The following is a 22,490-nucleotide window of genomic DNA, read 5'->3' as shown; positions in this document are numbered from 1 at the left end:
CAGTTGTTCTTATGAGAAGAGGATATAAATACCAACGACAATACAAGCAATAGCGCCAATATTTTTCAGGTAAAAACTACGGTTGACCCTTTTTGCGAAATTCTCTTCTTGGTCCTTTGCTACAATTACATAACTTAGATCAAATACTTGTTTACCGCCTTTTGCCTTAGTTAGTAATATGGTGCTCTCGTTTAATTGTTCCTGTAGGTATTCTTCCGATATGTCATTAATTAGATTTCGATACTCAAAAAGCTTTGGGTTGTCAGATGATGGCCAAACTTTTGTACAAAGTAGAGAATGCTCAGCATATGGTAAATTGTAACTAGTGGGAGGTTGACATGAACCAATCGCATAAACCTTTTGTCCACTTAGAAAGACAACTTCTTTGAAGTAGAGATTTTTTGTATTAATAAGATTCAAATTATCAAGATGGTCTACAATCCTTTGCCTCTCACATAATTCTAGATTTCCGCTTTTAACAAAAACATGATCGGTATTGATATGTTTAAGCCCATTACTTCTGTATAGATCAATTAGGGCGAGATCTTCTTCCCCCTCATTCTTTATCTGTAAAAATGCGCTAGAGCTTATGTGTGCTCTTTCTTTCCAATGTCCGTATCTTCCATATGAAATATATTCTTCAACTATTATGTAATATGCTACGCACTCGATGCCATTTATGGGTGAAATTAATGAATTTTCTCCATATACTTTACCTTGGATTTCAACGTTTTCACCGATCGCTGCTGATCGAATTTTTGAGGTAGGGATACTTTTAATTTTTAAATATTCATTAAAGCTTTTTAATGAATCATATATAAGTTTTCCTCCCAGAATAAATGCCATGAGAGAGGTCGAATACTTATCTGGTTTAGACATTAAGCATTCCTTTTAAGTGTATCAATCTTTAGTTCTGGATAAGCCTTTTCTTCTTCACTGACTTTAAAAAGAACCTCTTCTTTATAGCCTAGTATTGGCGTGAAGAATACATAAGGGATTTGCTCAATTCGTGTATTATATATAGTTACAGAACTATTGTAGTATTCACGTCTGTCTGCAAGTGTATCTTCAAGTTTTGAGATTTTGTTTTGAATTTGTATGAAATTATTATTTGCTTTAATTTCAGGATAGCCCTCACTCAAGGCCAGAAGGCCTTTTAATGAATTTGAAATCTCTTCAGATGCCTTCATCTTTTCTTTGCGACTATTTTCTGCTCCCACCAACTTCTCTCGAGATTCCATAATCCTATCTATCATCGCAACTTCATGCTCTATATACTGATTACAAATTTCGATAAGCTTAGGGATCTCGTCGTAACGCTGCTTTAAAATGACATCAATATTTGCCCAGGACTTCTTAACCTCTTTAGAAACTTCAATTAGGTTGTTGTAGACAGAAACACACATGAATAGGAGCAAAAAAGCTGTAACAGTAGCAGTTAAATAAAGTGAAATTGTAAGCGATTCGCTCATTATAATCTCCATTGAAAACAATAAAATTTCTTATATTTTATCTCAAATAATGTATTTTTTAAGAGGTGGTTTAAGAAGATAACTCACAATAAATGCATTAGAAGTATTGGGTTTTAAGCGATAGGTGAAATTACGATTAGTTATGGGCCAAAGTTAATGAATCTCTTAATATCCCATAGACAAGTATTGTTAGATAATTATAAATGCTACGGAATTATATTCCTGTCTGCCTAGCAATAAAGGAAGGCACTTGATTAGGATTACCTTTATAAACTTTTCATTAAGTTTACTAAGCAACGAGAAGTTTGCTACTTATTGCTTATGAAATCTATCATTTTCACCTTTTTCTCCATTCTTTTGGCCACGCATTCGTTTGCTGCAAATGATTGTGCTGATCTAAGCGACGACTGTGCATATTACAGCTGTATAGAAAAGGAGCGAGTATGTGGAAAGCGTGGTTATCCCTTGGCCTTTGGGCAAAAATATTGCAATAAATTCGATTCTAGAGTTGAGAAGTTTTCTGAAGATGGTAAGAAATGGATTCAGGATGTTAAGGCCTGCCTAATCTCGGGCATGAATGACATTTCTTCTGAGTCTAGTTGTATAGAGTTTAAGAAAACGGCCATCTCTCACCACGTTCCTTGTTATCTGAGTGCAGGCTACTGTGAGCTTAGCAAAGAAGATAAGAAGCAGGTTATAAAGATTGTCAGAACATCGGCCTGGAGACTTGATATCATTCTTGCTGGCTACCAAGTTATTTCAAGCTGTTTAAATGATTGATAATTGTTCTTTTAAGCACTTAATCCACGCCTGTGCATTTCGTGAAAGAAAGTGATTCTTCTTTGTGACAAGCTTAAGAGGGAAGTGAAATGTCCCCTTTGGATATAATCTTTTAAGCTCTTTTGCTTTGATTTCTTTTTCAACCATAATTGACGGAAGGATTGAAACCCCAAGGCCTTGTAAGACCATTTCCTTGTGTGACGTTAAGCTGTTTGATGAGATTGTAATCTTAACGTTCTTATAGTCCTTATTCATCTTTGAAATTGTCGGGTATTTCTTCGTTGTCACATCATCCACTTCACGTGAGCCAATGAATGATCGTATAACGTCCAAATTCTTATGCTCAGAGGCCTTAATAACTAAATCAAAGGGGATTGATGCAACTTCCTCCAATTCAAGTTTGTGGGCGTATTTGGCCATCTCTGGCGTATGAAAAAAGAGTCCAAATTCAAACTCTCCGTCTTCAATTTTATTAAATAAGTCAGATGAGAAACTTGTAAAACACGCTGGTTGTACCTGCGGATATTCACTAAGGAATTCTTTTAAGATTCCTGGGACAAAATGTGCTGAGATCGGCTCACTGGCACAAAATTTTAAAGGACCTGAGCATTCAAATTTTCCGTCGTTAGCTATATTTTCGATATCCTCAACGGTTTTAAAAATAAGGTCACATTTGGCATAGATCTCTTGGCCAATATCAGTGAGGGTCGTCTTTCTCTTTTCACGGTTTAAGAGTTTCACACCAAGCTGATCTTCTAATAGGGCCACTGTTTTACTAATCGATGGTTGCTGGACGTAGAGCTTCTTAGACGCCTTTGTGAAGCCTCCATACTTAGCGACATAGTAGAAATGTTTCAAATGACCTAATTCCATAAGACTTCCTATTATTCATATTAAGAATGATAATTATGTTTATTATATATTATATCTATTGAGTGGTTTCAACTATAAATACTTCAACTTGTAACTAATAGGAGAGTTTATGAAGGTTTTGGCCGCTTTATTTATTGTAAATTTAATAACTTTTACAAATGCATATGCATCAGGCTGTTTTGGTTATAATGAGTATATAGTTTCAATTAGACCAGGGTATCTCACAACGGCCAAAGTTTATCGTGAAAGCTTGCAGATCAAGAGCGTCTACACTAATGTTTCAAATATCGTATTTTGGGCACAAGTTAATGATGAAAAGGTCTTCTTTCAGTCGAAATTTATGGAGCCTTCGCTAGCGCAAAAAGCTTATGATTTCATCACTAACAAATTAGATGAATCACTGGAGTTGATTGCACAATTCAATGAAGTAGAAATTGAAATTTATGATGACTGTGATGATTACCGCGAATATGTCACACGAAACCAATACGTAATGAATATAGATTTCAATGGATATACTGGCATTGAGCTTAAGAATTTGTAGGGGAGACAGGCCGTTAACTTTATGGACATAGTTAAATATATTACAAATATGGTCTTTGGGATGAGGAATTCTGGCATAGTAAATAAAATATTGTAATTTTAGTTAATAGGAGTCCCACTTGAAAAAATTATTAGTCTTAATTTCGACATTTTGTGCACTTAACGTTGTTGCAAGTCAGGCGCTTAACCAATTTCCATTAAATTGTGGAATTTTTGAAGGTAATGCTATGAATGCCGTAGAAGGTAGATACACTTGTGATGAGTACCGAATTATTGCTTTTACATTAGCCGGCGATGGTTCAATCAAGAAGAATGCACTAAACGCAAAATGCTACTCGAGTTATGGTGATGCTTATTCAGACTACGAGAAATATCGTTCGATTGATGTGTGTAAATAGAAAGAAATAAAATTCTAAACGATATATTTAAGGCAGAGATTTTTCTCTGCTTTTTTTATCGCTAATAAAGCGCTCTTGGTAAGGAGAGTGGTCGTATATTAATTAAACAGCACCAGTAAAAGCTTCAATAGATATCATTGTAATCATGTAATACGCTATTATTTAACAAAATTGAGGAAGTTATATGTCTAAGTTGTTAAAAATTCTACCATTACTTACGCTTGCTATTTTAAGTACTGGCTGTGGAAAAGAGAGCGTCAATACTAATTTAAATCAAATTATTGCAGGTAATAGTGTTATAGGTAAGGATGATAGAAGAGAAAGTGCAAATAATCTCCCCCGCAGTTTAAGCAATAGAGTTGGCCAGTTAGTTTCAACAATTCCCTTGAGGAATTCTGTTAGTACTTCTACATGTACAGGTTCTCTCATTGCAGATGATTATGTTATTACGGCCGCTCATTGTATTATGAGTCTGAAAATATACATTAAGACTGATACTATTTTTTATCCTGGGCAGCTAACGAGTGAAAGTACGCCCGAAGGTGGCTTCATTGTTACTCAAGCCTATATTCTAAAGGAATATTTCGAAGAAGATTTAGAAACAGTAGATCCTAATACTGATATTGCGATCTTAAAAATCAAAAAGAATTCTCGGGGTGAATCTGCTGGTAGGCTACTTGGTGAATTTCAGATGACAGCTGATGGACCCACAAAAAAGACTGATGAAATTCTGACAATTGGTTATCCTGGTGATCTAATAATAGGAACTCAGTACTTTCAAAAAGATTGTAAGGTTAATAATCGTTTCTTTAATAGAAGTAGTATTAAGTTTGAGTGTGATACTTATTTAGGTCAATCTGGAGGGCCACTTCTTAGATACAACCAAAATTCTCATGATTATGAAGTATTTGGTATCGTTAGCTCAGAGTTGCCTTCGATTAATCTTGGTGCAAAGATCACAAACTCTAGACTCGAAGACTTTCAAACAATCATAAATGGTGGAGTTCCTGATAAAAAATGGATGAAATTCACTATCAAAGGAAAGTAATTATTATAGGTCGTATTTATCTACTTCAATAAAAATAGTATCACTCTCTAAATGTTTATCATTAGGAGAGTGTTTCATGAAAATTATGCAATTTTCTATAGTTACAATTTTATTACTATTTTCGATGCGTATCGTAGCACAAGACAGTTGTTCAAGTGTAAACGAGGTAACACAGGAACAATTTGATTGCTCAATTGAAATCCTTAAAAACACAGCAAGTAACACGAAACTTTCCCAAGTAAAGGCGCTTAATCTCTGCCGAGAATATTCACTAGATATTGAAAATATAAAGTGTGGGGTAGATCTATCACCACGAGATATTAAAGCGGGTATTGAATTATGCTTAAATTACACACGTGATCAACTAGAGTGCGGAAAAGACCTGAATAAAAAAGTTTCAAGTTTAAATATCAAAGAAGCTGTAAGCTACTGCGTAAACGAGCGCCAAGAAGATATAAACTGCTCATTAGATTTATCTGATAATAACTCAGTGTGGATACCTAATTCATTTAAGGATAATTTAGCAACTTGTAAGAAGTATTCAGGTGAAACTATTGAATGTGCAGTTACGACGAGCTCACTTCTTTCGACTTACGGTTTTAATTACAATCTAATGTTATGCCATGAGTATGATTATGAAACAGTGAAGTGTGTCGGAAATATCTCTAACGAATCATCATTTGGAAAACTTATTACTCAATTTTTTGATACTGCAGCTCTTTGTAAGTCACAAGGAGAGAAAGTTACCCGCTGTGCAGTTAAATATGCTGAAGATAATTCTTCAGTAACAGATTTAGTTAGTACAAAAAAATTGAAAGAAAATCTGAAGAAAGGGTTTGTTCGATGCAATATGGTTACTCAGGTTCTATGATTAAAGATAAGAAGCTTTTTAAATTTTTGTTAATTACTTTTATTAGTGGTTTTCTTTGTCAGGGATTATTTCTTTATTATAAGAATAGTTTATTCCTAATTATAGCGATGTGGACTCCTGCGATTGGCCTACTGGGAGTTGGTGAAGAAGCTAAAGACGTTATTAAAAATCTAAGAGTTTTTTCTTTTAAATATATGGCACTCACGCCTATCGTTGCACTGACGCCATACATCCTGTCACAGCTAAGTTTTTATATGCTTGATTTAGGGTCATGGAATAGCGAAAGCTTTGTTTTGAGTCCCGATTTTTCCAGAATAGCTGAAGTTAAAAAGATTGGTTTAATGCTAGGGACAGGTGAGCAGTCATATTCATTCCTTGCTTTGAATCTATTTATAACAATTCTAATTGGAACTATTCCAACAACAATTATGGCCACTCTTGGAGAAGAGATTGGATGGAGAGGGTATTTACAAGATACTTTAACTAATAAGTACGGCTTTTTAAAGGGAACGCTTCTCGTTGGATTGATTTGGGCATATTGGCATATTCCTGCAAACCTAGGAGGTGTAAATGGTGCAGAGAACGTTTTTCTGACTACTTTTATTACTTTCCCTTTAATTATTATTTTTATGAGCTTTGCCCTGGGGTGGTTTAAAATAAAGTCTAATTCAATTTGGGTTTGTGCTGTTTTACACGGAATAAACAATACGGTCTCAGGTATTTATCTAATAAGGCCATCTAATCCAAAAACTGGTGAGTACATTGAAATGATATTTAGCATTTTGGTTGGGCTAACATTTATAGTTATAACAATTATGCAAAATAAGAAGTCAAGCAAACAACATAGGCAAGGCCAAAGAGTTCAGTTATAGAGATTCTGTGGTAAGGGTTGTTGTATTTTTTTATGCCTAAATTAAGGCGTAATTTTAGATCTTATTAGATGGGTATAGTGACAAAAGGGGAAAATATTTTATATCATATAATATCAGTTATATGGGGTAAAGCCATATTATAACTTATGATAATGATTATAACCCCAATTTTTGCTATGTTCACCTAGGCAATTTTTAGCACAAAAAACGCGACAACTTGGTCGCGTAATTTATTTGAAGCTCTTAGAATCCATTTTAGAACGTCACTTTTTTCGTATTATTTCTAGCGACAGAAATTTGTCAGTTGATATAACTTCTCACATGCTCTGGCCGCTGAGAAACAATCTGACATATCACGTGAGATAAACATCTGTGATCCACATGAAACTTGGCCTAGGTCTTCAACGAAGATTTCGTGTGTTTTTTCTTCAACTAAACGGCCTTTGAAATATGCGCTCATTTTTATGATATTTTTGCCCGTGTGTAGCACAGGTTTTTTTCGCAAGTTTTTCTGCCAAAGATTCAGTGATTTTTTGGTACGCTGACTAGTCATATCGTAACGGAGAGTTTTTGATTTTTTTCTGCCTTTTTCGTCCGTGTATGACACGACGATTTTATCGGCCTCTAAATTTTGCCCCACAATGAAGTCTTCAAATCTTACGGGATATAGATGTCGTGTTTTACATCCGAAGGCCTTTACGGCCTGATTTGAGCCGTTGTCGCATTTGATGCCAACACCACCAATTAATGTCGCAGCTTCATAGGTATTTTGCACCGTATTTTCAAAATTTAGCGCGTATGAGTAACAGCTAAAAATAGCTGACAAAATGATTAGGGAAAGTTTCATGAAAAATCCTTCTTTTATAAAACAATAAGTAAGCAAAAATTATTTCATAAAAGAAGGGGATTTTTCAATCACTATTTTAGACACCAATTACGATATCATCGTCACCTGGTGCTTGTTTGATTTCAAAACATTCGACGCGGTACAGGTGGTCGTTTGACTCTCCTAGCGATTTGCGATTTTTAGCGCGGTCATAATGTCTTTGACTATATAGAACACGGGCCGAAATAGGCCATCTAGCATCTAATATATCCATTGCATGATCATCGGTTTCAACAACAGACCATTTCAAATAGCCATTTCCACCAATAATAACGTTAGAAAAAAGTGCGCGGCCATTGCCATAATCCATTAGCATTTTAAGGTCTGGACCCATGATATTATTATATTGCTCGTGAAATACTGAGTTAATTAGACGTCCAGCATAAGCACGATATGAGACTGGATTGACCTTCTTTTCAAAGATGTCTACTTGGCAACGAAATGCAATGTGATTTGTCGTTCCAAAGTCTACGGTTGCTGCGATTGTTGAAACTGCTGAAATAAGCGTTAATGCAATAGAGATTTTTGTTAAAATCTTCATTTGTCCCCCAACTGTAAATAATATTTAACAATTATTATGCAATTGGAGGCGAACTTTATAGTTAAGAAAACTTAAGATTTACTTATCTGTTGGGTTTAAATTTAGGTATAGATTCCCACGAAATAGGGTCATGGCACCACTAAGCGTATCCCCTACCTGATACTTGCAATTAGTCCCTACGTAGCGTACACCTCTAAGCATAAGCTCACTCTCAGATAGCGGGTTTAAGTAGCTTCCCATCCATACATCGGGGTATTTCGTGCGAATATGACAGCCGAAATCTGTTGCTGTTACTTCGGTAATCTCAGCGACTCCCTGGGCCTCTTCATATTCATAGTCATACTGATACTCGTAGCGCTCGGACTGATATGACTTAAACCAACAATTCGGTCTTGGTTGATTTAGAAGTCCTGCTTTTAGTGTGTCCACACGGCACTGACTTTGTGGGTAATCATTAAAGATTGTCACTTTTGAAACATGATCTGACTTAGAATTGATATTGCTTCCGGGATAAATGACAGAAGCATCTCTGATGGCACTTAGGCCTCTTAGGCATGATTTATCTTGTTTACACTCAGAAAGGTTCTCAGCGCTAATACCGGCCATCTCAAAGTTATCAGAGCTATTTGAGGCAAAGTATTTCTTTAAGCATTCATTAGTCGCAAAGTAATCCGATTGGGCCTCACTTGAGTATTTTTGAGTTGGCATCACTTTCGGATGACCACCGATAATATGGCCAACCTCATGACATGCAATAAGGGCAAAAGCATCTTTTGTAAGCTTGTTTTTGCGAACAAACTCCCCGTGAAAACTAAAGCGTACAGACTCTGAGTGTCTCTTATAACCAACTGATGCATTTAGGGTTTTGGATTCCCAATTAATATCGACTTGGCGATTCTTTCCCTGTGGTAATTGCTGGTCGTAGATACTTAGGACACTCTCGATGACCTCACGAAACTCTCCCTCTGAAGTGATCACACCAGAGGCAAGTAAATTAGTTGACATTAGTGAAGTAAGTACAAGTAGGATTGTTTTCATTTTATTTATATAGCAGATAATCTGAACGCAATGAGTAATGTTGAAATCTATATATAGTGGTGTACAGATTTTGTTGATCTTAAATAGTGCCTAAAATCCCCTATTTTGCCCCTTATATTGACTCAAATTTAACAATATTCGCTATTCCTAAGTCATATTCTTTCCCCTATAATGTGTCTAATTACTTAAAAATGCGAGGAAATATGTCAGTAAACGGCGTACCATTTATTACTTTAAATCGCTTTGAAGACGGGTTTCGTGAAGAATTCCTTTCAGGCGTTGAAACTTTATTTGATAACACACAATTTATCGGTGGACCTCAAGTTAATAAGCTTGAAGAGAAGCTAGCAGCTAAGACTGGAGCTAAGTATTCAGTTGGTTGTGCCAATGGAACAGATGCGATCCAAATTGCTCTAAGAGCAAGTGGCGTTGAAAAGAACGATGTTGTTCTTGTTCCTGATATGACGTTTTGGGCGACTTTTGAGGCCGTTGTAAACGTAGGTGCAAACCCTGCAACAGTAGACGTTAGTCGCGAAACTCTTCACTGGGATAAGGAAACTTTCAAGGAAGCAGTTGAGAAATTTAAGCCAAAGGCCGCTATTCTTGTTCACCTATACGGTTGGGCATGTCCAGATACGATGGAAATCAGACAAATTGCTGAAGAAAATGGCGTTATGTTAATTGAAGACGGTGCTCAGTGCTATGGGACGACAATCAATGGAGAGTCGATTCTAGGAACTGCTAAGATCTCAACGACAAGCTTCTACCCTGCAAAGGTTCTTGGGGCCTCTGGAGATGCTGGAGCAATCTTTTCAAACGATGAAACTCTTATCAATACTTGTCGCACGCTAATTAATCATGGGCGTACAAGTCACTATAGCCACGGCCTAATTGGTTGGAACTCAAGAATTGGTGCTTATGAAGCATTATTTCTAAACCTATCGCTTGAGCATATCGATGCTAGACTTGACTCTCGTCGTAAGGCAGTTAAGTACTACCAAGAAAATCTTCAGGGCCTGCCTCTTAAGATGCAATCAGTTCCTTCTCACGTAGGTGAAAACGGTTACTGTAGTGTTGCTCTTATTGAGCCAGAGCTTAGAGATGGACTTACAGCTGCTCTTAAGGAAGCAAATGTAGGATTTGGGACAATTTATCCAGGTGCCATGAGCAAGCAAGAAGGTGCTCCTGCACACAGTGTTGGATCAATTGATCACGGTAATGCCGATTATATTAGTAAAGCAGTTTTAAACCTGCCATGTTTCGCCTATATCACGGAAGAAGAATGCGAGTACGTTTGCCAAGTTGTAAAAAATTATTTTTCAAAATAATCATACTAGGGGCCGTTATTGCGGCCCCTGCTTTTTCTAATGGGAGAACCGAAAGGATCAACGAATTAGAAAGGCAAAGAAGTAAGAGGCCAGCACCTACCAATCAAGTAGGTCTTGGAACAAGTTTCTCTTCTTCACTCTATAAAGTTGGAGATAAATTCGACATTCCTGTCGTTCCTTCAATTAATTACAATTATAAGAGATTTTCATTTCGCGGAATCGCGGCAAGCTTTCGTTTATTTCCCCTGACAAGCCTAACCCTAACTCCAGACTTCAACAAAGTCGAGGCCGAGGCCGGAACATATAACGATGGGCTAAAAGAGCGTGATCGTTCTCTTGATCTAGGTCTAACATTCATTCTGCCATCTAAGTGGTTTATGACAAGATTTAGCTATACTCACGATATCAGTGGGCGCTCAGAGGCCAGCAAGTACTACGTATCAGTCTCTAAGGCATTTCCAATTGAGCCTTGGAAAGGTGAAAAGATTGTCCTTATTCCAGGTATCACATACTCTCAGTACAGTGACAATTGGAGCCGTTACTATTTTGGTGTCTCGAGTGCTGAAGCACGCGCAGATCGCCCTGAATATACTCCAGGGGCCTCTCATCAGCTAAGTGCTAGGCTTATCCTAAATTACCCTATTGGCAAGAAATACGTGCTTAATAGCTTCTATTCGTACACGAAGTATTCTTCTGCGGTAGAAGATAGCCCCTTAACGAAAAGAGGCTATCGTGAAAGTATTTTTCTAGGTCTAAATTATATTCTTGGAGAGTCTACTCGCTAGATACTTAAATCTAGTCAAGAAACTCAAAGGCCTTCTGTGCAAAGAGTGCATCAGGTAGGATATAAAGCGTCCAGTCTGTGATATCACCGTTAATAATCTTAAGGTTATTCTTCTTATAACGATTATTATATAAGCGGTAATATGGCCCAATAAAACGCTCATCAAGTTCAGCTAAAACTCTGTGTGCATTATCTGCATAAGAGCTAACGCTACTAGGATGCTTAAGATCACTTATTCTCGTTAAGGCGTCTCTTAAGACCTTTGCAGCAGTTGCAATTTGCATAAGCTCGGCACCTGTTGTTGAGTAATTATCTGCATGAGTGTCCTCGTCATTTAAGACTGAAAGTGCATTGTAGCTATTAATAACCTTCATAAGACGATGCTTTAGTGAAAGCTTTGTGATGTCACTATTATAAAAGAGACGATCATATGCCATTAAGAAATGAGCTGGCGTCTTAAGCTTTCCATCTTTCACAGATTGAGAGATCTCATTTGCCTCTTTCATGATCAGGTAAAGCTCATGCTTATCAACTGTTGATGGATTAAAGACCATCTTAAAGTCAAAGTTTATTGTCTCACTTGGGTAATCGATCCCAATACCAATCTTGCGTCCTTTGAAGTCTTGATCTTGCACAAGAAGAAGATCCCATACAGGGCCTGCAAGGCGTGGGTTTAGTTGTAGTAAGATATCTTTTTTCGTCGTAAAGACTTTTAGATAATTATTAAGAGCGAAACCTGCAAGAGTTGCATTTCCATTTCTTTCATCTGTAGGGTTTAGCATTGGGCCTGCAATCTTTAGAACAAGCTTTTTAAGGTTTGAGCCTACGATACCATTCTTTAAATTCACATCCCCTATCATGGCATTTAAAATTGATCCAAATAGTTCAGCATTCTTGGCCGTGCGACCAATTGATTCAAGCTCAATCTTAAGGAGTGTATTTCCTAAAAAGATCTCATCTTCATTCTTTTCAAGAAGATCCTTCTTATAATCCTTTAAGTCCACAGCATGAAGCTTGATTCTGGCACTAATTGATGAGCGGTTATTTTCAATAACAAAATTCTTGTCTTCGTTGCCAAAGATATTATTAAAGACTCTTGCACCAAACCAGCGCTTCTTCTTTTCAACTTGATTAAGGGCGATTGATAAGTATAGCTGATTATCACCCTGTGATCTTACCGTTAGATCTTCAAGGATATTTACGCTTCCTTCTTCAAGGGCAGAAAGTTGTGCCTTTGCATCCTTCACTTGTGGCGCAATAGAGGCCGTAAGAATTGAGTTAACCATTGATTCAAATTCTCTAAGATTGATCTTAAATGAATAATCAGTAGGGCCTTCGTTATTTAGGTCACCTGTCGTTCCCACAAAGTTTAAGCTATCTTTCTTTTCTGGACGACTATAGATATGAGATAAGAAATCCTTTGTTCTTACTCCGTGTCCAATGGCCAGATCAATATAGGTCTTATCCATTAATTTATCGAAGATCGGCTCAATATTCCAAACTTGAACATTATTTTGAGCATAGAGAATCTTTTCACTTAGAATTGTTGGGTCTAAGTTAATCTGAAGTCTTCCTGTGCGACGATCGATTCCTAAAATATTATTAAAGAACTCCACAAGATTCTCTTCAGTCATCTCTTCAGGAATCGAATTAAATGGACTTTGAAGATCAAGCTTTTTAACAGCAATGATTTGTTCTTCAGTCTTTACTGTCTGAGTACGCTGAAAGTTTTCTTTGAAGCTTTCTAACTTTTCAATAAGCTTTCTTTTTACTTCGGCTTCATCAACAACAACTTCGTCTTCTTTCGTCGCAAGTGGATCACTAATCAGGTAAGTCTTTAGGATATTTGCTGTGGCAAGCTTCGTAAACTCTTCAAGAAAGTATCCCTTGTCTGTCTTAGGCGTTAGATGGATACGCCCTTGGCCGCTACCAAGAGTTGCATCCTTAATATCAAGCTCTAGAACACCTTTATCTCTCATATACGTATAAAGAGAAATCTCAAATGGAACAGAGTCTCCATAAGTTTTGCTATCTAGGCGAATATCTGGATTATTAAAGTCAATTCCTTCACCTTCAAGTCCCATTTCAAATAATGAATTAAGTTCAAGATTGACACGTCCTCTTAAGATTACTCCAGGTAAATGAGGAGCAAGAACGACATCTAATTCTTTAAATAGAGGCTCCTTATCAATCAGTTTGAAGTCGCGGAAGAAATTAGTAAATTGTGAGACAGCATTTTGTGAGATACGAGAGTTCACAAATGGCATCTCTGGGCCTTTGCGTCCTCCATTTCGAGTTTCCATATCCACAACGTGTCTAAGCTTTAGATCCGCAATAGAAACCCTTAGAAACTCATCAGCTTGCTCAAAGAATTTAATATTAGCAAGCTGTGGCTCATCAATAAAATAGAGATCCTTAAGGCTTAATGCTTTTCTCGCCTTTGCAATAGATGTTTTTAGTATCTCATTAATGATCATTCTTTCGCGATCATTCCAATTATAGATTCCTGTTGCCTCTAAAAATCTTGAATGCATTTTGGAGAGTCTAAGCTCTGTCTCTGCATTAAAACCATATGTCTTATATTCTTGTTCACGGAGTTTTTTAAGCTCATCAGCAGCAACTTTTCCTTCTGCCTTAACGCCTTTAATATAACTTAGCGAAGGGTTACCAATTCCACCTTCAATTAAGAAAGATGCCCCTTGCTTTGTTCCTTTTAATTTCTTTGGCCCAATATACCAAACCTGAAGATTCTCAAGGTCGCGGTAACGAGTCAGGCCGGAGAGTTTCATAAAGTTAAAACGCAGACGTACTCGGTTATCTTTTAAAACGATTTCTTCATTATCAAATAAATCTTTAATGACTTTTGAAAGATCTTCATCAGAATAATCTGTTGGGGCCTTATCGTCGGCCATAAAGTAATTAAGCAGGCTTCGGTTTCTTAAAAGCGCCGCCGTTACATTTGTTACAATATGCATACCATTTGTATAATCAACGTCATCTAAGACAAATTTTTCAATACTGAGCTCAACATATTGGCCACGTACATATGGAGGAAATCCTAGAACGAGTGAGATTGAATGTTCATTTAAGAGCTTATCACCGGCCTTGTCTTCCATTGATAAGAGCATTGAGTCTGGAATAATCACAGTGGCATCAAGGTGAAATGTGCGGTTAATTGGATCGAGATCGATCTTCGTAATTTCTTTAAAGCTTCCTTTTCCATCACCAACGAGAAGGTCTTGTAAATCATAGCGCAGAAACTTAAGAGGCCACTTAAGTGAAACCAGCGCTTCTTCATTTCCCCATTCTTCATCGCCGCGGGAATTGATCGGTCCACTGTGCATTGGCCTGGCCAGCACTTGTGTCGAAAAAATAGTCACTGTCAAAAGAATTGCTAGTAGAAATTTAGATTTGAACACCTTATACCTCTCTCAATGATTTCTTAGGGGTATATGATGCAACTAGAGTGCCAACTTTATTAATTTAGGTCATTGAGAAAATAAGCTGGAACTTCACGTATTGGCATACCACCAGCAAAGCCGCCCTTACTCATGCATTGAGGGTCCTGTGAGTCTTGTGTGCAGCGATTATAGCGCATACAATTATTTTCATTATCTCTTGCAAGAGACCAGCCTGAACCGAATGTGTGAACTCCAATAACAGCATTTTGCTCAACACTATAAATGGCAGAGCCAGAGTTTCCACCAAAGACATCGAGATTATACTCTAAGCTTTGGCCGTTATCGTATTCAACTTGCCCTTGATCGACTAATTTTAAAGGCGCACCAAGAGGACTGCCAGCAGTTAAGAGCTTTTCCCCTTCTTGGAAATGATTTGAAAGCTTTAAGGGATTTACATCCTCTACGGCCTCTTTTAATTTAATAATAGCGACATCCGCTTCTTCTTCCACATCAAAGAGAATATGAGTTACCTTTTCACACTCATAAACCTTCTTGTAATTCGAGTTTCCATTTGTGTAGTCAAAAACGAAAACAAAGTTTTCGCAAAAACTATACTGATCACCTTCGTTTAGAAAAACACAGTGGCCAGCGGTCATCATCTTATCTTTAGAAATTAGAAAGGAGCTACATTCTCCAATTGAGTTTTGTTTGGCAAATCTTTCATAGGCACATAAGTTTGAGCGCTCTTGAATGCTCTCAAAGCGTCCCAAGTTATCTTTATGAATTATGGCCGCTGTGGCATCTGAGACTATACTCTTACTAACTTCACGGCGATTATCTTCACCGTAAATCATCTTATTTGACGTTATGGTAACAAGATCGCGATCTTGATTATGACAAGATAAGAATATGGTTAAAAAGCATAAGCTTAGGATTAATCTCATATCGCTCAATATAGATTCCTTTGCCTTAATTATAGTTAATTTTGTAAACTCGTAATGGGCCGTAAAGTAATTGGCCATTTATGTCATTTTGTGGAAAAATTTTAAATAAGTTTTATTACTCAATTATCATAGGGAATTATATGGATATTTCTGTATTTCTTGCGCAAACTGTAGATATCCTCTGGGGCCTACCATTAGTTATGTTGCTTGTTGGTGGTGGTTTATATCTTGTGGCCATCTCTCGCTTTAAAATGCTTGCCGGCTTCATGCATGCGCTAAAGCTTATTGCAGGAAAGTATCACCACGCTCACGATGATGAGAGTAAAGGACAGATTTCACACTTTAAGGCCCTGACAAATGCCCTGGCCTCTACGGTAGGTATGGGAAATGTTGCAGGTGTTGCTGTGGCCATTTCTCAAGGTGGACCTGGAGCGATCTTTTGGATGTGGGTTGGTGCACTTATTGGGATGAATACGAAATTCTTTGAGTGTACTCTATCAGTTATGTATCGAAAAAATGACCACCACGGTGAAATCCAAGGTGGACCGATGTATACGATTATTGAGGCCCTTCCAAAGTATATGCACTTTTTGGCCTACTTCTTTGCCCTGGCAGGCCTAATTGGTACCCTTGGTATTTTTAACACCAATCAAATGGCAACCTTCATTGAAAGCAATTACAGTATCCCAACTTATATAACAGGGATTGCAGCAGCACTCTTGATCATCTACATCCTTATGGGTGGTGTTCGAAGAATTGGAGGGGCGACTTCTAAAATTGTTCCCGCGATGTGCTTGCTCTATGTTGGTTGTGCAGTTGCCATCATTTTCATGAATCTTTCAAGTGTTATGGATGTATTCTATCTCATATTTAATGAGGCCATCAATGGACGAGCTGCCGCAGGAGGAGTTTCAGGACTGGCCGTTGTACACATCTTTAAGACAGGTATTAAAAGAGCAACTTACTCAAATGAGGCCGGTGTAGGTTCAGCACCTTTGGCCCACGGAAATGCTAAAACAAGCGAGCCAGTGGCCGAAGGACTCGTGGCAATGATTGGCCCATTTATTGATACCATTATCGTTTGTACGATGACTTCAATCGTAATCTTAAGCTCACTTACTCCACAAGAATTGCAAGAATCAAATGGCGTTCTTATCACTCAAATGGCCTTTGTGAAGAATTTTGGTGTGATGGGATCTCACTTACTAGGTTTATCAATTATCCTCTTTGCCCTTTCGACAATTATCGGATGCTCAAATTATTGTGAGAAGTGTTGGGATTTCCTCTTTGGTGGAGTTCCTCTCTTAGGTGCAAGATTAACCTTCGCAATCTTTTATGCTTCAACAGTACTTCTAGGAGCAATCTCTGCTCCAGATGATATGGTCAATGCGATGGATATTGGCTTTGCCCTAATGGCCATTCCAAATATGATTGCCACAATTTGGTTGGCACCAAAGGTTAAGCATAAGATGGATGATTATTTTGCCAAGTATATTGGAAAGAAAGCTTAATTACCTTCTAAGAGTGTGTTGTTCGCCGTAAACCTCAGCACACTCTCCAGTGGCCTCAATACTTCGAATTGTTCGACTCCACTTGTTTTCAAATGGAATATCACGGCAGTCATTATGACTAACAGTTCTTCGCATAATGGCCCTGATTGTTCCCTTGCAATTATCCGCTTCGATAAAGAAGCCAGTGGAAAAGAATGTATCGATTTCTTCAATGACATTGATATTAACTTTTTTCTTGATACGCTTTTCAAGAAAATCATTCACCTCTTCTAAGCAAAGATTATCATTCTTAAGTGGAATTCTTTCTTTATCAAAACCTAGTTCAACGATCTCTTGCCCTTGTGGGTCCTCAGGCATCTTTTTAGAGATCTCATACTTATCCTGTGTTGAAAGATCGTGATAGCCTCTAATATGGTTCCAGCCATAGCCCCAAGCATAGCCTGTGTGAAATGATGGATTACCACCAATATAGACTGCAACCTGCATGGCCTTACCAAAAATACTCGAGAATACATCTGAAACACATTGCTTGAGCTCTTCGTCTGCTTTTATTTTTTCCATTAGAGTTCCACCCATCCAGTAACTAACATCATGCTCGACACAGCAGTGTTGCCACAGTTTAGGAGCATTAAATGTTCCCTGAGGTGAAATTGATGAGCAACCATCTGTTTGAAATGGCCTTAGGTAATTATCAACGTTTCTCTTTGACAACACTCCATTATCAAAATCAAGCAGGCCATAATCCTGAGCATAGGAATAATTCACACTGAATATTGAGAATAGAATAAGTAGTAATAAGAAACGCATAGGCCAAATATAACAAAACCTAGCGTTCTTCTTGAAGATTCTAACATTTCTACATAGGTGTAAAAAAATGAGTCATTAGTTACGATAGAGGCTATGAGGCTTGGGCTTTCGCTTCTCTTGTTGTTTTTCTGAAGCCGACGCAGGTTCGCGATCGAGCTTATCGCGTTCTACAATCATATAAGTAATCATGGCCACCCATAAGATGATGGCCACGACTGATAGGATAGTATTTCTGATCTTAAAAAAATTCTTATAAACCATAACACCACCTATTTCATCGAGATCACTTTTGGCTCAACAGGCTCTATTCCTGGAACCTTCCATTTTGAATCGAGAATCTCTTTTGATGGAATATATAATCTCATAATGACATAGAAATTCCCTTTTGGAGTTGCCAGCCAATTGGCCTTCTGCTTTTCATCCATAGGCATACGATTTGAAAGATATAAGTCAAACGACCCATCAGACTTCTTAGTTAGATTACTGCTATTATTTAATGAGTAACGTTCGAGATCATTCTTAATGAGCATTTTGCTAACGCTATCATATACTGTGACAGACCAGAATGCTCCAACCTTAGGCTCACTCTTAAAGCGAATTCGATACATTTTAGAACCCGTAAGCTTATTACCCTTTATATCGACCTCTGCCAGCGGATATAAGGCCTCTTTCTCGCCTTGCCCACCTAGGTATGGATGGGAAACCATCGAGCGAAGCGCATAATCATCCCCAAAATTATCGAGACCAAAGACATAGCTCCAACCATTGGCAAATTTCGTATTAGCAGGGTTTCTGATTTGTGCGGCCGCGACTTGAGGGCCATCATTTAACACTTGCACTAGGACATCTTGAACGGCCTGTGACAGCATCTCTTTCTTAAAGCCGTCCTTAGTAAGGCCAATCTTTTTAAATTGTCCAAATAGGGCCTTCTCTTTATCAGTAACAGGATTTACCTTTATATACTCTCCAAGCTCTTGAAAGAATCTTAGCGGATCACTATCACTTCCAATGCGCTTTTCCAGCGGATAAATACGCACTCGCTTTTTATTTCCCAAGTATTCATCTAGTTCAGTAAGCTTATAATTATCCTGAATCTTATGAACCTCTGCAAGTTCCTTATCCATATCATCTGACTTCAGAATCTGTGTGCGTCCCCAAAGCCAAACTTTAGATGTTGGTGACTCAATGATTGTGAGCCCAGAAAGGCCTTTGTTGTTCTTGTACATCTCACTGGTATTTGGCGCCACAATTAAGTACTTCTGTGCATTCGTACCCGTTGCTCTCGTCCCTACATACTTTATTAAGTTATGCCACATATCGAAGACATCAATCACATAGTAGCGGTCCTTGATTGCTGGAACAGAGAGAACCATTGGCGATTGATTTAAGTCTAGGACAGCACTTGAATAAAGCGTGTCTTGATTGGCCGTTGGCATATCTGTATCAGTTGGCCCAGGCAAGCGTCTCGAGTGGCCGAATTCGTTTAATGGAGCACGGTAACTTGTCTCTGGCTGCTTCTGAGTAACGTCTGTATAAGTGCGTGCGATATTTTCCATTCGCACAAGTGTTGAACCCCAAAGATAAGCATTTAAACCAAGTGAATAGGCCTCTTTTAAAAGTGGGTCATCTTTAACCGGAACAGAAGCAATTGATCTCTCGCCACCACCACGTTCCTTTCCATAGTAGATTTTATCAATGGCCGCTTGAGAAAGGTGCGTTCGATAACTTTCAGGAGTATTTGTTTGTACAAGATAAGTAACAGTCGATATCCAAGAGATAGCAAGGACTACCCCTAAGGCAGGAAAAAGATACTTTTGATAACTTGATTTGCTCATCGCTATTTCCTCGTTTTATTGTGTGCTTAGTCACAATATAGCGCAAGGAAGATAGCGATGAACTTAATAATCGTGAATTAAAGTTAAAAACTTAAAGTGTAAGACGCCTTCCATAACCAGCTCCAGGATACTCTCTCTTATTGGCACCTGGCTGTGCATAACCATTAATTAAAACTCTTCGAGGTGAATCTGTTTTATTAAGTGATGATGAGTGAAATGTATATGGCCCAAAGAAGGCAACATCTCCGGCCTTGAGTTTAAGATCAATAGCTGGAAGTTTTTCAAGAAGTTCATCAATAATACTTGGGTCTTCTTTATAATTAAGATGACCTTGAAGATGTGATTTTGGGATGAACTTAAGAGGCCCATTAAGAGAATTCATATCATCAATGGCCATAACAGTTTGAACGTAGCTTCCACGCCCATCGACATCTTCCCACATCTCCGTACCATAACGACGATGTTCACTATCTTGATGCCACTTGAATTCGACAATTTGTCCCGGTAACTTAAAGTGTGCCTGATTAATAAGTTGAACCATTTCGTTTGATTCTAAAATCTTACTCACAACACTTAAGATTTTCTTGTCAGCACCAATATCAAGAAGATGTTCATCATAACCACCACACCAAACGATACGGTTTAGAGCACTCTTATCAAAAACGAATTGTGCTAGCTTTAGCATCTGCGTTTCATCAATCGTTTGAGATGCCTCGTATAGGTTATCAAAAGAGCGCTTGATGCGTTTTATCTCAGAGTAATCAAAAAGGCCTTCGACAATGCAAAAGCCATTTTCATAAAAATCTTTAACTAATTTATTATAATCTAATTCCATAAATCTATTATAGCACGATATTAAGCATTCTTCTTAATGGCTCTGCTGCTCCCCAAAGAAGTTGGTCACCACTTGTAAAGATATTTAGGTACTCATCCCCCATGTGCATCTTACGAACTCGGCCAACCGTCGTTTTAAGCGTTCCTGAAACATAGCGTGGATTAAGCTTTTCACGAGTGGCCTCAGGTGTGTTTTCAACAAACTCAGTATACTCTGAGAAGTTCTTTATCATATCCTCAATTGTTTTTAGATCAACAGACTTATTAAGCTTAACTGTTAGAGCTTGAGAATGTGACCTCAATGCACCAACTCTTACACATGTTCCATCAATAGGAATTGGGTTCTCTGATCGTCCAAGAATTTTATTTGTTTCGCTAAATGCTTTCCATTCTTCGCGTGTCTGGCCATCTTCGACAGCACTATCAATCCAAGGGATTAAGTTAAGTGCTAGAGGCACACCAAAGCAATCACTATCAAGTTCATTGCTTTTTAAGAGATTTGAGATATTTTGATCGAGTTGTAGAATTGGCCCATCCATTAGAGGCTTGGCCATATTTCCAATGACTTCCATTTGAGTTAGAAGCTCTTTCATATGGCGAGCGCCACCACCTGAAGCTGCTTGATAAGACATTGTACTCATCCATTCAACAAGGCCTTCCTGGAAGAGACTTCCAATTCCCATAAGCATTAAACTAACGGTACAGTTTCCGCCTACGAAGTTTTTAATTCCATCGTTAAGGGCCTTATCAATTATATCGCGGTTTACTGGATCAAGAATGATTAGAGAGTCATCATCCATTCTCTTTGCCGAAGCGGCATCAATCCAAAAGCCTGGCCAATTTACCTTTTCTAGCTCTGGGCGTACTTGCTTTGTATAATCACCACCTTGGCAAGAGATGATAATATCCATATCTGCAAGCTCAGAGATATTATTTGCATCCTTAAGAGTGTGGGTCGCATTGTAAAGAAGTGGCCCAGCTTGTCCTGCTTGAGAAGTTGAAAAGAAATAAGGATCAATCTTGGCAAAGTCTCCCTCGCTCTCCATTCGTTCTAAAAGAACTGAACCTACCATTCCACGCCAACCAATAATTCCTACTTTTTTCATATGTATCTCCACAGGCTACGGCCTTTTTTATTTAATTATGGCCAAAATTATAAATGTATAGACATCAATGTGTCTATCCACTACAATTAATTTCAATTGAAGAGGCGCAGTGTTCAGAGCGTGTTGATAAGGGTGCACAACTATTTTAGTCCGTTATCAGTCAACACAATGGGGATATTGCCGAAATAAGGCCTGAGTGTGCAGCTCGTCTTATTGGTCACTAAGGGAGAAGCCTTAGGACTGTCATATAGTAAATTTTAATTAACGAAATTAGGATTTAGTTATGTGGAGAGCTTCAAATGCAAATGTTAGCTTATTTCTTTTAGCTAGATGTTTTTTGCATTTCTTTATTCTCCTACATACAATTATCTTAATTTTAAAACTTTAAACGTTTTTACTTTGGAGACTTATGTCAACTCAAACAAATGAAGTTATTGTTGCGAAATTTGGTGGATCATCCATGGCAAATCTAGAGGCCATGACTCGTAGTGCACAGATTAGTGTCAATAAGGGCGCCAATATGGTCGTCGTTTCGGCCGTCTACGGTGTTACGAACCTGCTTGTGGAGATCTCAAAGAAAGCACCTGCTGGTGATGAGGCCCGAGTTAATGAGTTGAT

The 22,490-nt window shown here is 37.9% G+C and carries 21 protein-coding genes, 1 pseudogene and 1 riboswitch; of the genes and pseudogenes, 10 read left to right on the top strand and 12 right to left on the bottom strand.

Annotation, left to right across the window (positions count from 1 at the left end):
• Nucleotides 1-9: 9 nt before the first annotated feature.
• Nucleotides 10-879, bottom strand: coding sequence for a hypothetical protein (locus ABMA79_RS12070; protein WP_393092863.1), 870 nt, complete (start codon nt 877-879; stop codon nt 10-12).
• On the bottom strand, nt 879-1,472 hold the full coding sequence (locus tag ABMA79_RS12065; RefSeq protein ID WP_393092861.1) for a LemA family protein: 594 nt from the start codon (nt 1,470-1,472) through the stop codon (nt 879-881). Before ABMA79_RS12065 ends, ABMA79_RS12070 begins: the two co-directional genes overlap by 1 nt.
• Nucleotides 1,473-1,793: 321 nt before the next feature.
• Between ABMA79_RS12065 and ABMA79_RS12060 the strand changes: the two genes are divergently transcribed.
• Complete coding sequence (locus tag ABMA79_RS12060) at nt 1,794-2,252, top strand: hypothetical protein (protein ID WP_393092858.1); 459 nt, start codon at nt 1,794-1,796, stop codon at nt 2,250-2,252.
• On the opposite strand, the gene ABMA79_RS12055 is transcribed toward ABMA79_RS12060, so the two are convergent.
• Nucleotides 2,241-3,125 carry a LysR family transcriptional regulator gene (locus ABMA79_RS12055; RefSeq protein WP_393092855.1) on the bottom strand — a complete coding sequence of 295 codons (885 nt, stop codon included), beginning with the start codon at nt 3,123-3,125 and terminating at the stop codon, nt 2,241-2,243. The genes ABMA79_RS12060 and ABMA79_RS12055 overlap by 12 nt on opposite strands.
• Nucleotides 3,126-3,234: 109 nt before the next feature.
• On the opposite strand from ABMA79_RS12055, the gene ABMA79_RS12050 reads away from it, so the two are divergent.
• The 5 genes from ABMA79_RS12050 (at nt 3,235) to ABMA79_RS12030 (ending at nt 6,857) form a co-directional block, all read left to right on the top strand.
• Nucleotides 3,235-3,669 (top strand): hypothetical protein, encoded by a 435-nt coding sequence (locus tag ABMA79_RS12050; RefSeq protein ID WP_393092852.1) that lies wholly within the window; start codon nt 3,235-3,237, stop codon nt 3,667-3,669.
• A gap of 118 nt (nt 3,670-3,787) precedes the next feature.
• Nucleotides 3,788-4,066 carry a hypothetical protein gene (locus tag ABMA79_RS12045; protein ID WP_393092849.1) on the top strand — a complete coding sequence of 93 codons (279 nt, stop codon included), beginning with the start codon at nt 3,788-3,790 and terminating at the stop codon, nt 4,064-4,066.
• 184 nt (nt 4,067-4,250) lie between these two features.
• Nucleotides 4,251-5,114, top strand: a complete 864-nt coding sequence (locus tag ABMA79_RS12040) for a trypsin-like serine peptidase (protein WP_393092847.1) — start codon at nt 4,251-4,253, stop codon at nt 5,112-5,114.
• A gap of 76 nt (nt 5,115-5,190) precedes the next feature.
• Complete coding sequence (locus ABMA79_RS12035; RefSeq protein ID WP_393092844.1) at nt 5,191-5,985, top strand: hypothetical protein; 795 nt, start codon at nt 5,191-5,193, stop codon at nt 5,983-5,985.
• On the top strand, nt 5,982-6,857 hold the full coding sequence (locus ABMA79_RS12030) for a CPBP family intramembrane glutamic endopeptidase (RefSeq protein WP_393092842.1): 876 nt from the start codon (nt 5,982-5,984) through the stop codon (nt 6,855-6,857). The genes ABMA79_RS12035 and ABMA79_RS12030 overlap by 4 nt, the downstream gene beginning before the upstream one ends.
• Before the next feature lie 283 nt (nt 6,858-7,140).
• Here ABMA79_RS12030 and ABMA79_RS12025 read toward each other — a convergent pair whose 3' ends face one another.
• The 3 genes from ABMA79_RS12025 to ABMA79_RS12015 form a co-directional block, all read right to left on the bottom strand.
• On the bottom strand, nt 7,141-7,704 hold the full coding sequence (locus tag ABMA79_RS12025) for a hypothetical protein (protein WP_393092839.1): 564 nt from the start codon (nt 7,702-7,704) through the stop codon (nt 7,141-7,143).
• A 76-nt stretch (nt 7,705-7,780) separates the two neighbouring features.
• Nucleotides 7,781-8,284: a hypothetical protein gene (locus ABMA79_RS12020; RefSeq protein ID WP_393092836.1), complete on the bottom strand. Its 504-nt coding sequence runs from the start codon at nt 8,282-8,284 to the stop codon at nt 7,781-7,783.
• 78 nt (nt 8,285-8,362) lie between these two features.
• Nucleotides 8,363-9,322 (bottom strand): hypothetical protein, encoded by a 960-nt coding sequence (locus ABMA79_RS12015; RefSeq protein WP_393092834.1) that lies wholly within the window; start codon nt 9,320-9,322, stop codon nt 8,363-8,365.
• A 203-nt stretch (nt 9,323-9,525) separates the two neighbouring features.
• Between ABMA79_RS12015 and ABMA79_RS12010 the strand changes: the two genes are divergently transcribed.
• Together ABMA79_RS12010 and ABMA79_RS12005 are read left to right on the top strand one after the other, a co-directional pair.
• Nucleotides 9,526-10,650 (top strand): DegT/DnrJ/EryC1/StrS family aminotransferase, encoded by a 1,125-nt coding sequence (locus tag ABMA79_RS12010; protein ID WP_392860684.1) that lies wholly within the window; start codon nt 9,526-9,528, stop codon nt 10,648-10,650.
• Nucleotides 10,605-11,435, top strand: a complete 831-nt coding sequence (locus ABMA79_RS12005) for a MipA/OmpV family protein (RefSeq protein WP_393092832.1) — start codon at nt 10,605-10,607, stop codon at nt 11,433-11,435. Before ABMA79_RS12010 ends, ABMA79_RS12005 begins: the two co-directional genes overlap by 46 nt.
• Nucleotides 11,436-11,445: 10 nt before the next feature.
• Here ABMA79_RS12005 and ABMA79_RS12000 read toward each other — a convergent pair whose 3' ends face one another.
• Nucleotides 11,446-14,814 (bottom strand): hypothetical protein, encoded by a 3,369-nt coding sequence (locus ABMA79_RS12000; RefSeq protein WP_393092829.1) that lies wholly within the window; start codon nt 14,812-14,814, stop codon nt 11,446-11,448.
• 98 nt (nt 14,815-14,912) lie between these two features.
• Nucleotides 14,913-15,779 carry a trypsin-like serine peptidase gene (locus ABMA79_RS11995; RefSeq protein ID WP_393092827.1) on the bottom strand — a complete coding sequence of 289 codons (867 nt, stop codon included), beginning with the start codon at nt 15,777-15,779 and terminating at the stop codon, nt 14,913-14,915.
• 140 nt (nt 15,780-15,919) lie between these two features.
• Between ABMA79_RS11995 and ABMA79_RS11990 the strand changes: the two genes are divergently transcribed.
• On the top strand, nt 15,920-17,290 hold the full coding sequence (locus ABMA79_RS11990) for an alanine/glycine:cation symporter family protein (RefSeq protein ID WP_392860677.1): 1,371 nt from the start codon (nt 15,920-15,922) through the stop codon (nt 17,288-17,290).
• Here the strand turns inward: ABMA79_RS11990 and ABMA79_RS11985 are convergent, their stop codons facing one another.
• The 4 genes from ABMA79_RS11985 to asd form a co-directional block, all read right to left on the bottom strand.
• Nucleotides 17,291-18,097 carry a hypothetical protein gene (locus ABMA79_RS11985; protein WP_393092824.1) on the bottom strand — a complete coding sequence of 269 codons (807 nt, stop codon included), beginning with the start codon at nt 18,095-18,097 and terminating at the stop codon, nt 17,291-17,293.
• A 269-nt stretch (nt 18,098-18,366) separates the two neighbouring features.
• Nucleotides 18,367-19,932, bottom strand: a complete 1,566-nt coding sequence (locus ABMA79_RS11980; RefSeq protein ID WP_393092822.1) for a DUF1254 domain-containing protein — start codon at nt 19,930-19,932, stop codon at nt 18,367-18,369.
• Nucleotides 19,933-20,023: 91 nt separating this feature from the next.
• The gene (locus tag ABMA79_RS11975; protein ID WP_393092819.1) at nt 20,024-20,767 is read right to left on the bottom strand and encodes a phytanoyl-CoA dioxygenase family protein; all 744 of its coding nucleotides are present in this window, start codon (nt 20,765-20,767) and stop codon (nt 20,024-20,026) included.
• 7 nt (nt 20,768-20,774) lie between these two features.
• Nucleotides 20,775-21,872 (bottom strand): aspartate-semialdehyde dehydrogenase, encoded by a 1,098-nt coding sequence (asd, locus tag ABMA79_RS11970; protein ID WP_393055625.1) that lies wholly within the window; start codon nt 21,870-21,872, stop codon nt 20,775-20,777.
• 91 nt (nt 21,873-21,963) lie between these two features.
• A riboswitch (Lysine riboswitch) is annotated at nt 21,964-22,176 on the top strand.
• Nucleotides 22,177-22,281: 105 nt separating this feature from the next.
• Between asd and ABMA79_RS11965 the strand changes: the two are divergent.
• Nucleotides 22,282-22,490 (top strand): annotated as a pseudogene (locus ABMA79_RS11965) (lysine-sensitive aspartokinase 3); the annotation flags it as partial.

It is taken from the genome of Halobacteriovorax sp. HFRX-2_2, from assembly GCF_043196705.1.
Lineage (GTDB): Bacteria > Bdellovibrionota > Bacteriovoracia > Bacteriovoracales > Bacteriovoracaceae > Halobacteriovorax_A.
Note: the sequence above shows the minus strand (reverse complement) of the source record. Positions and strands in the feature narration are given on the sequence as shown.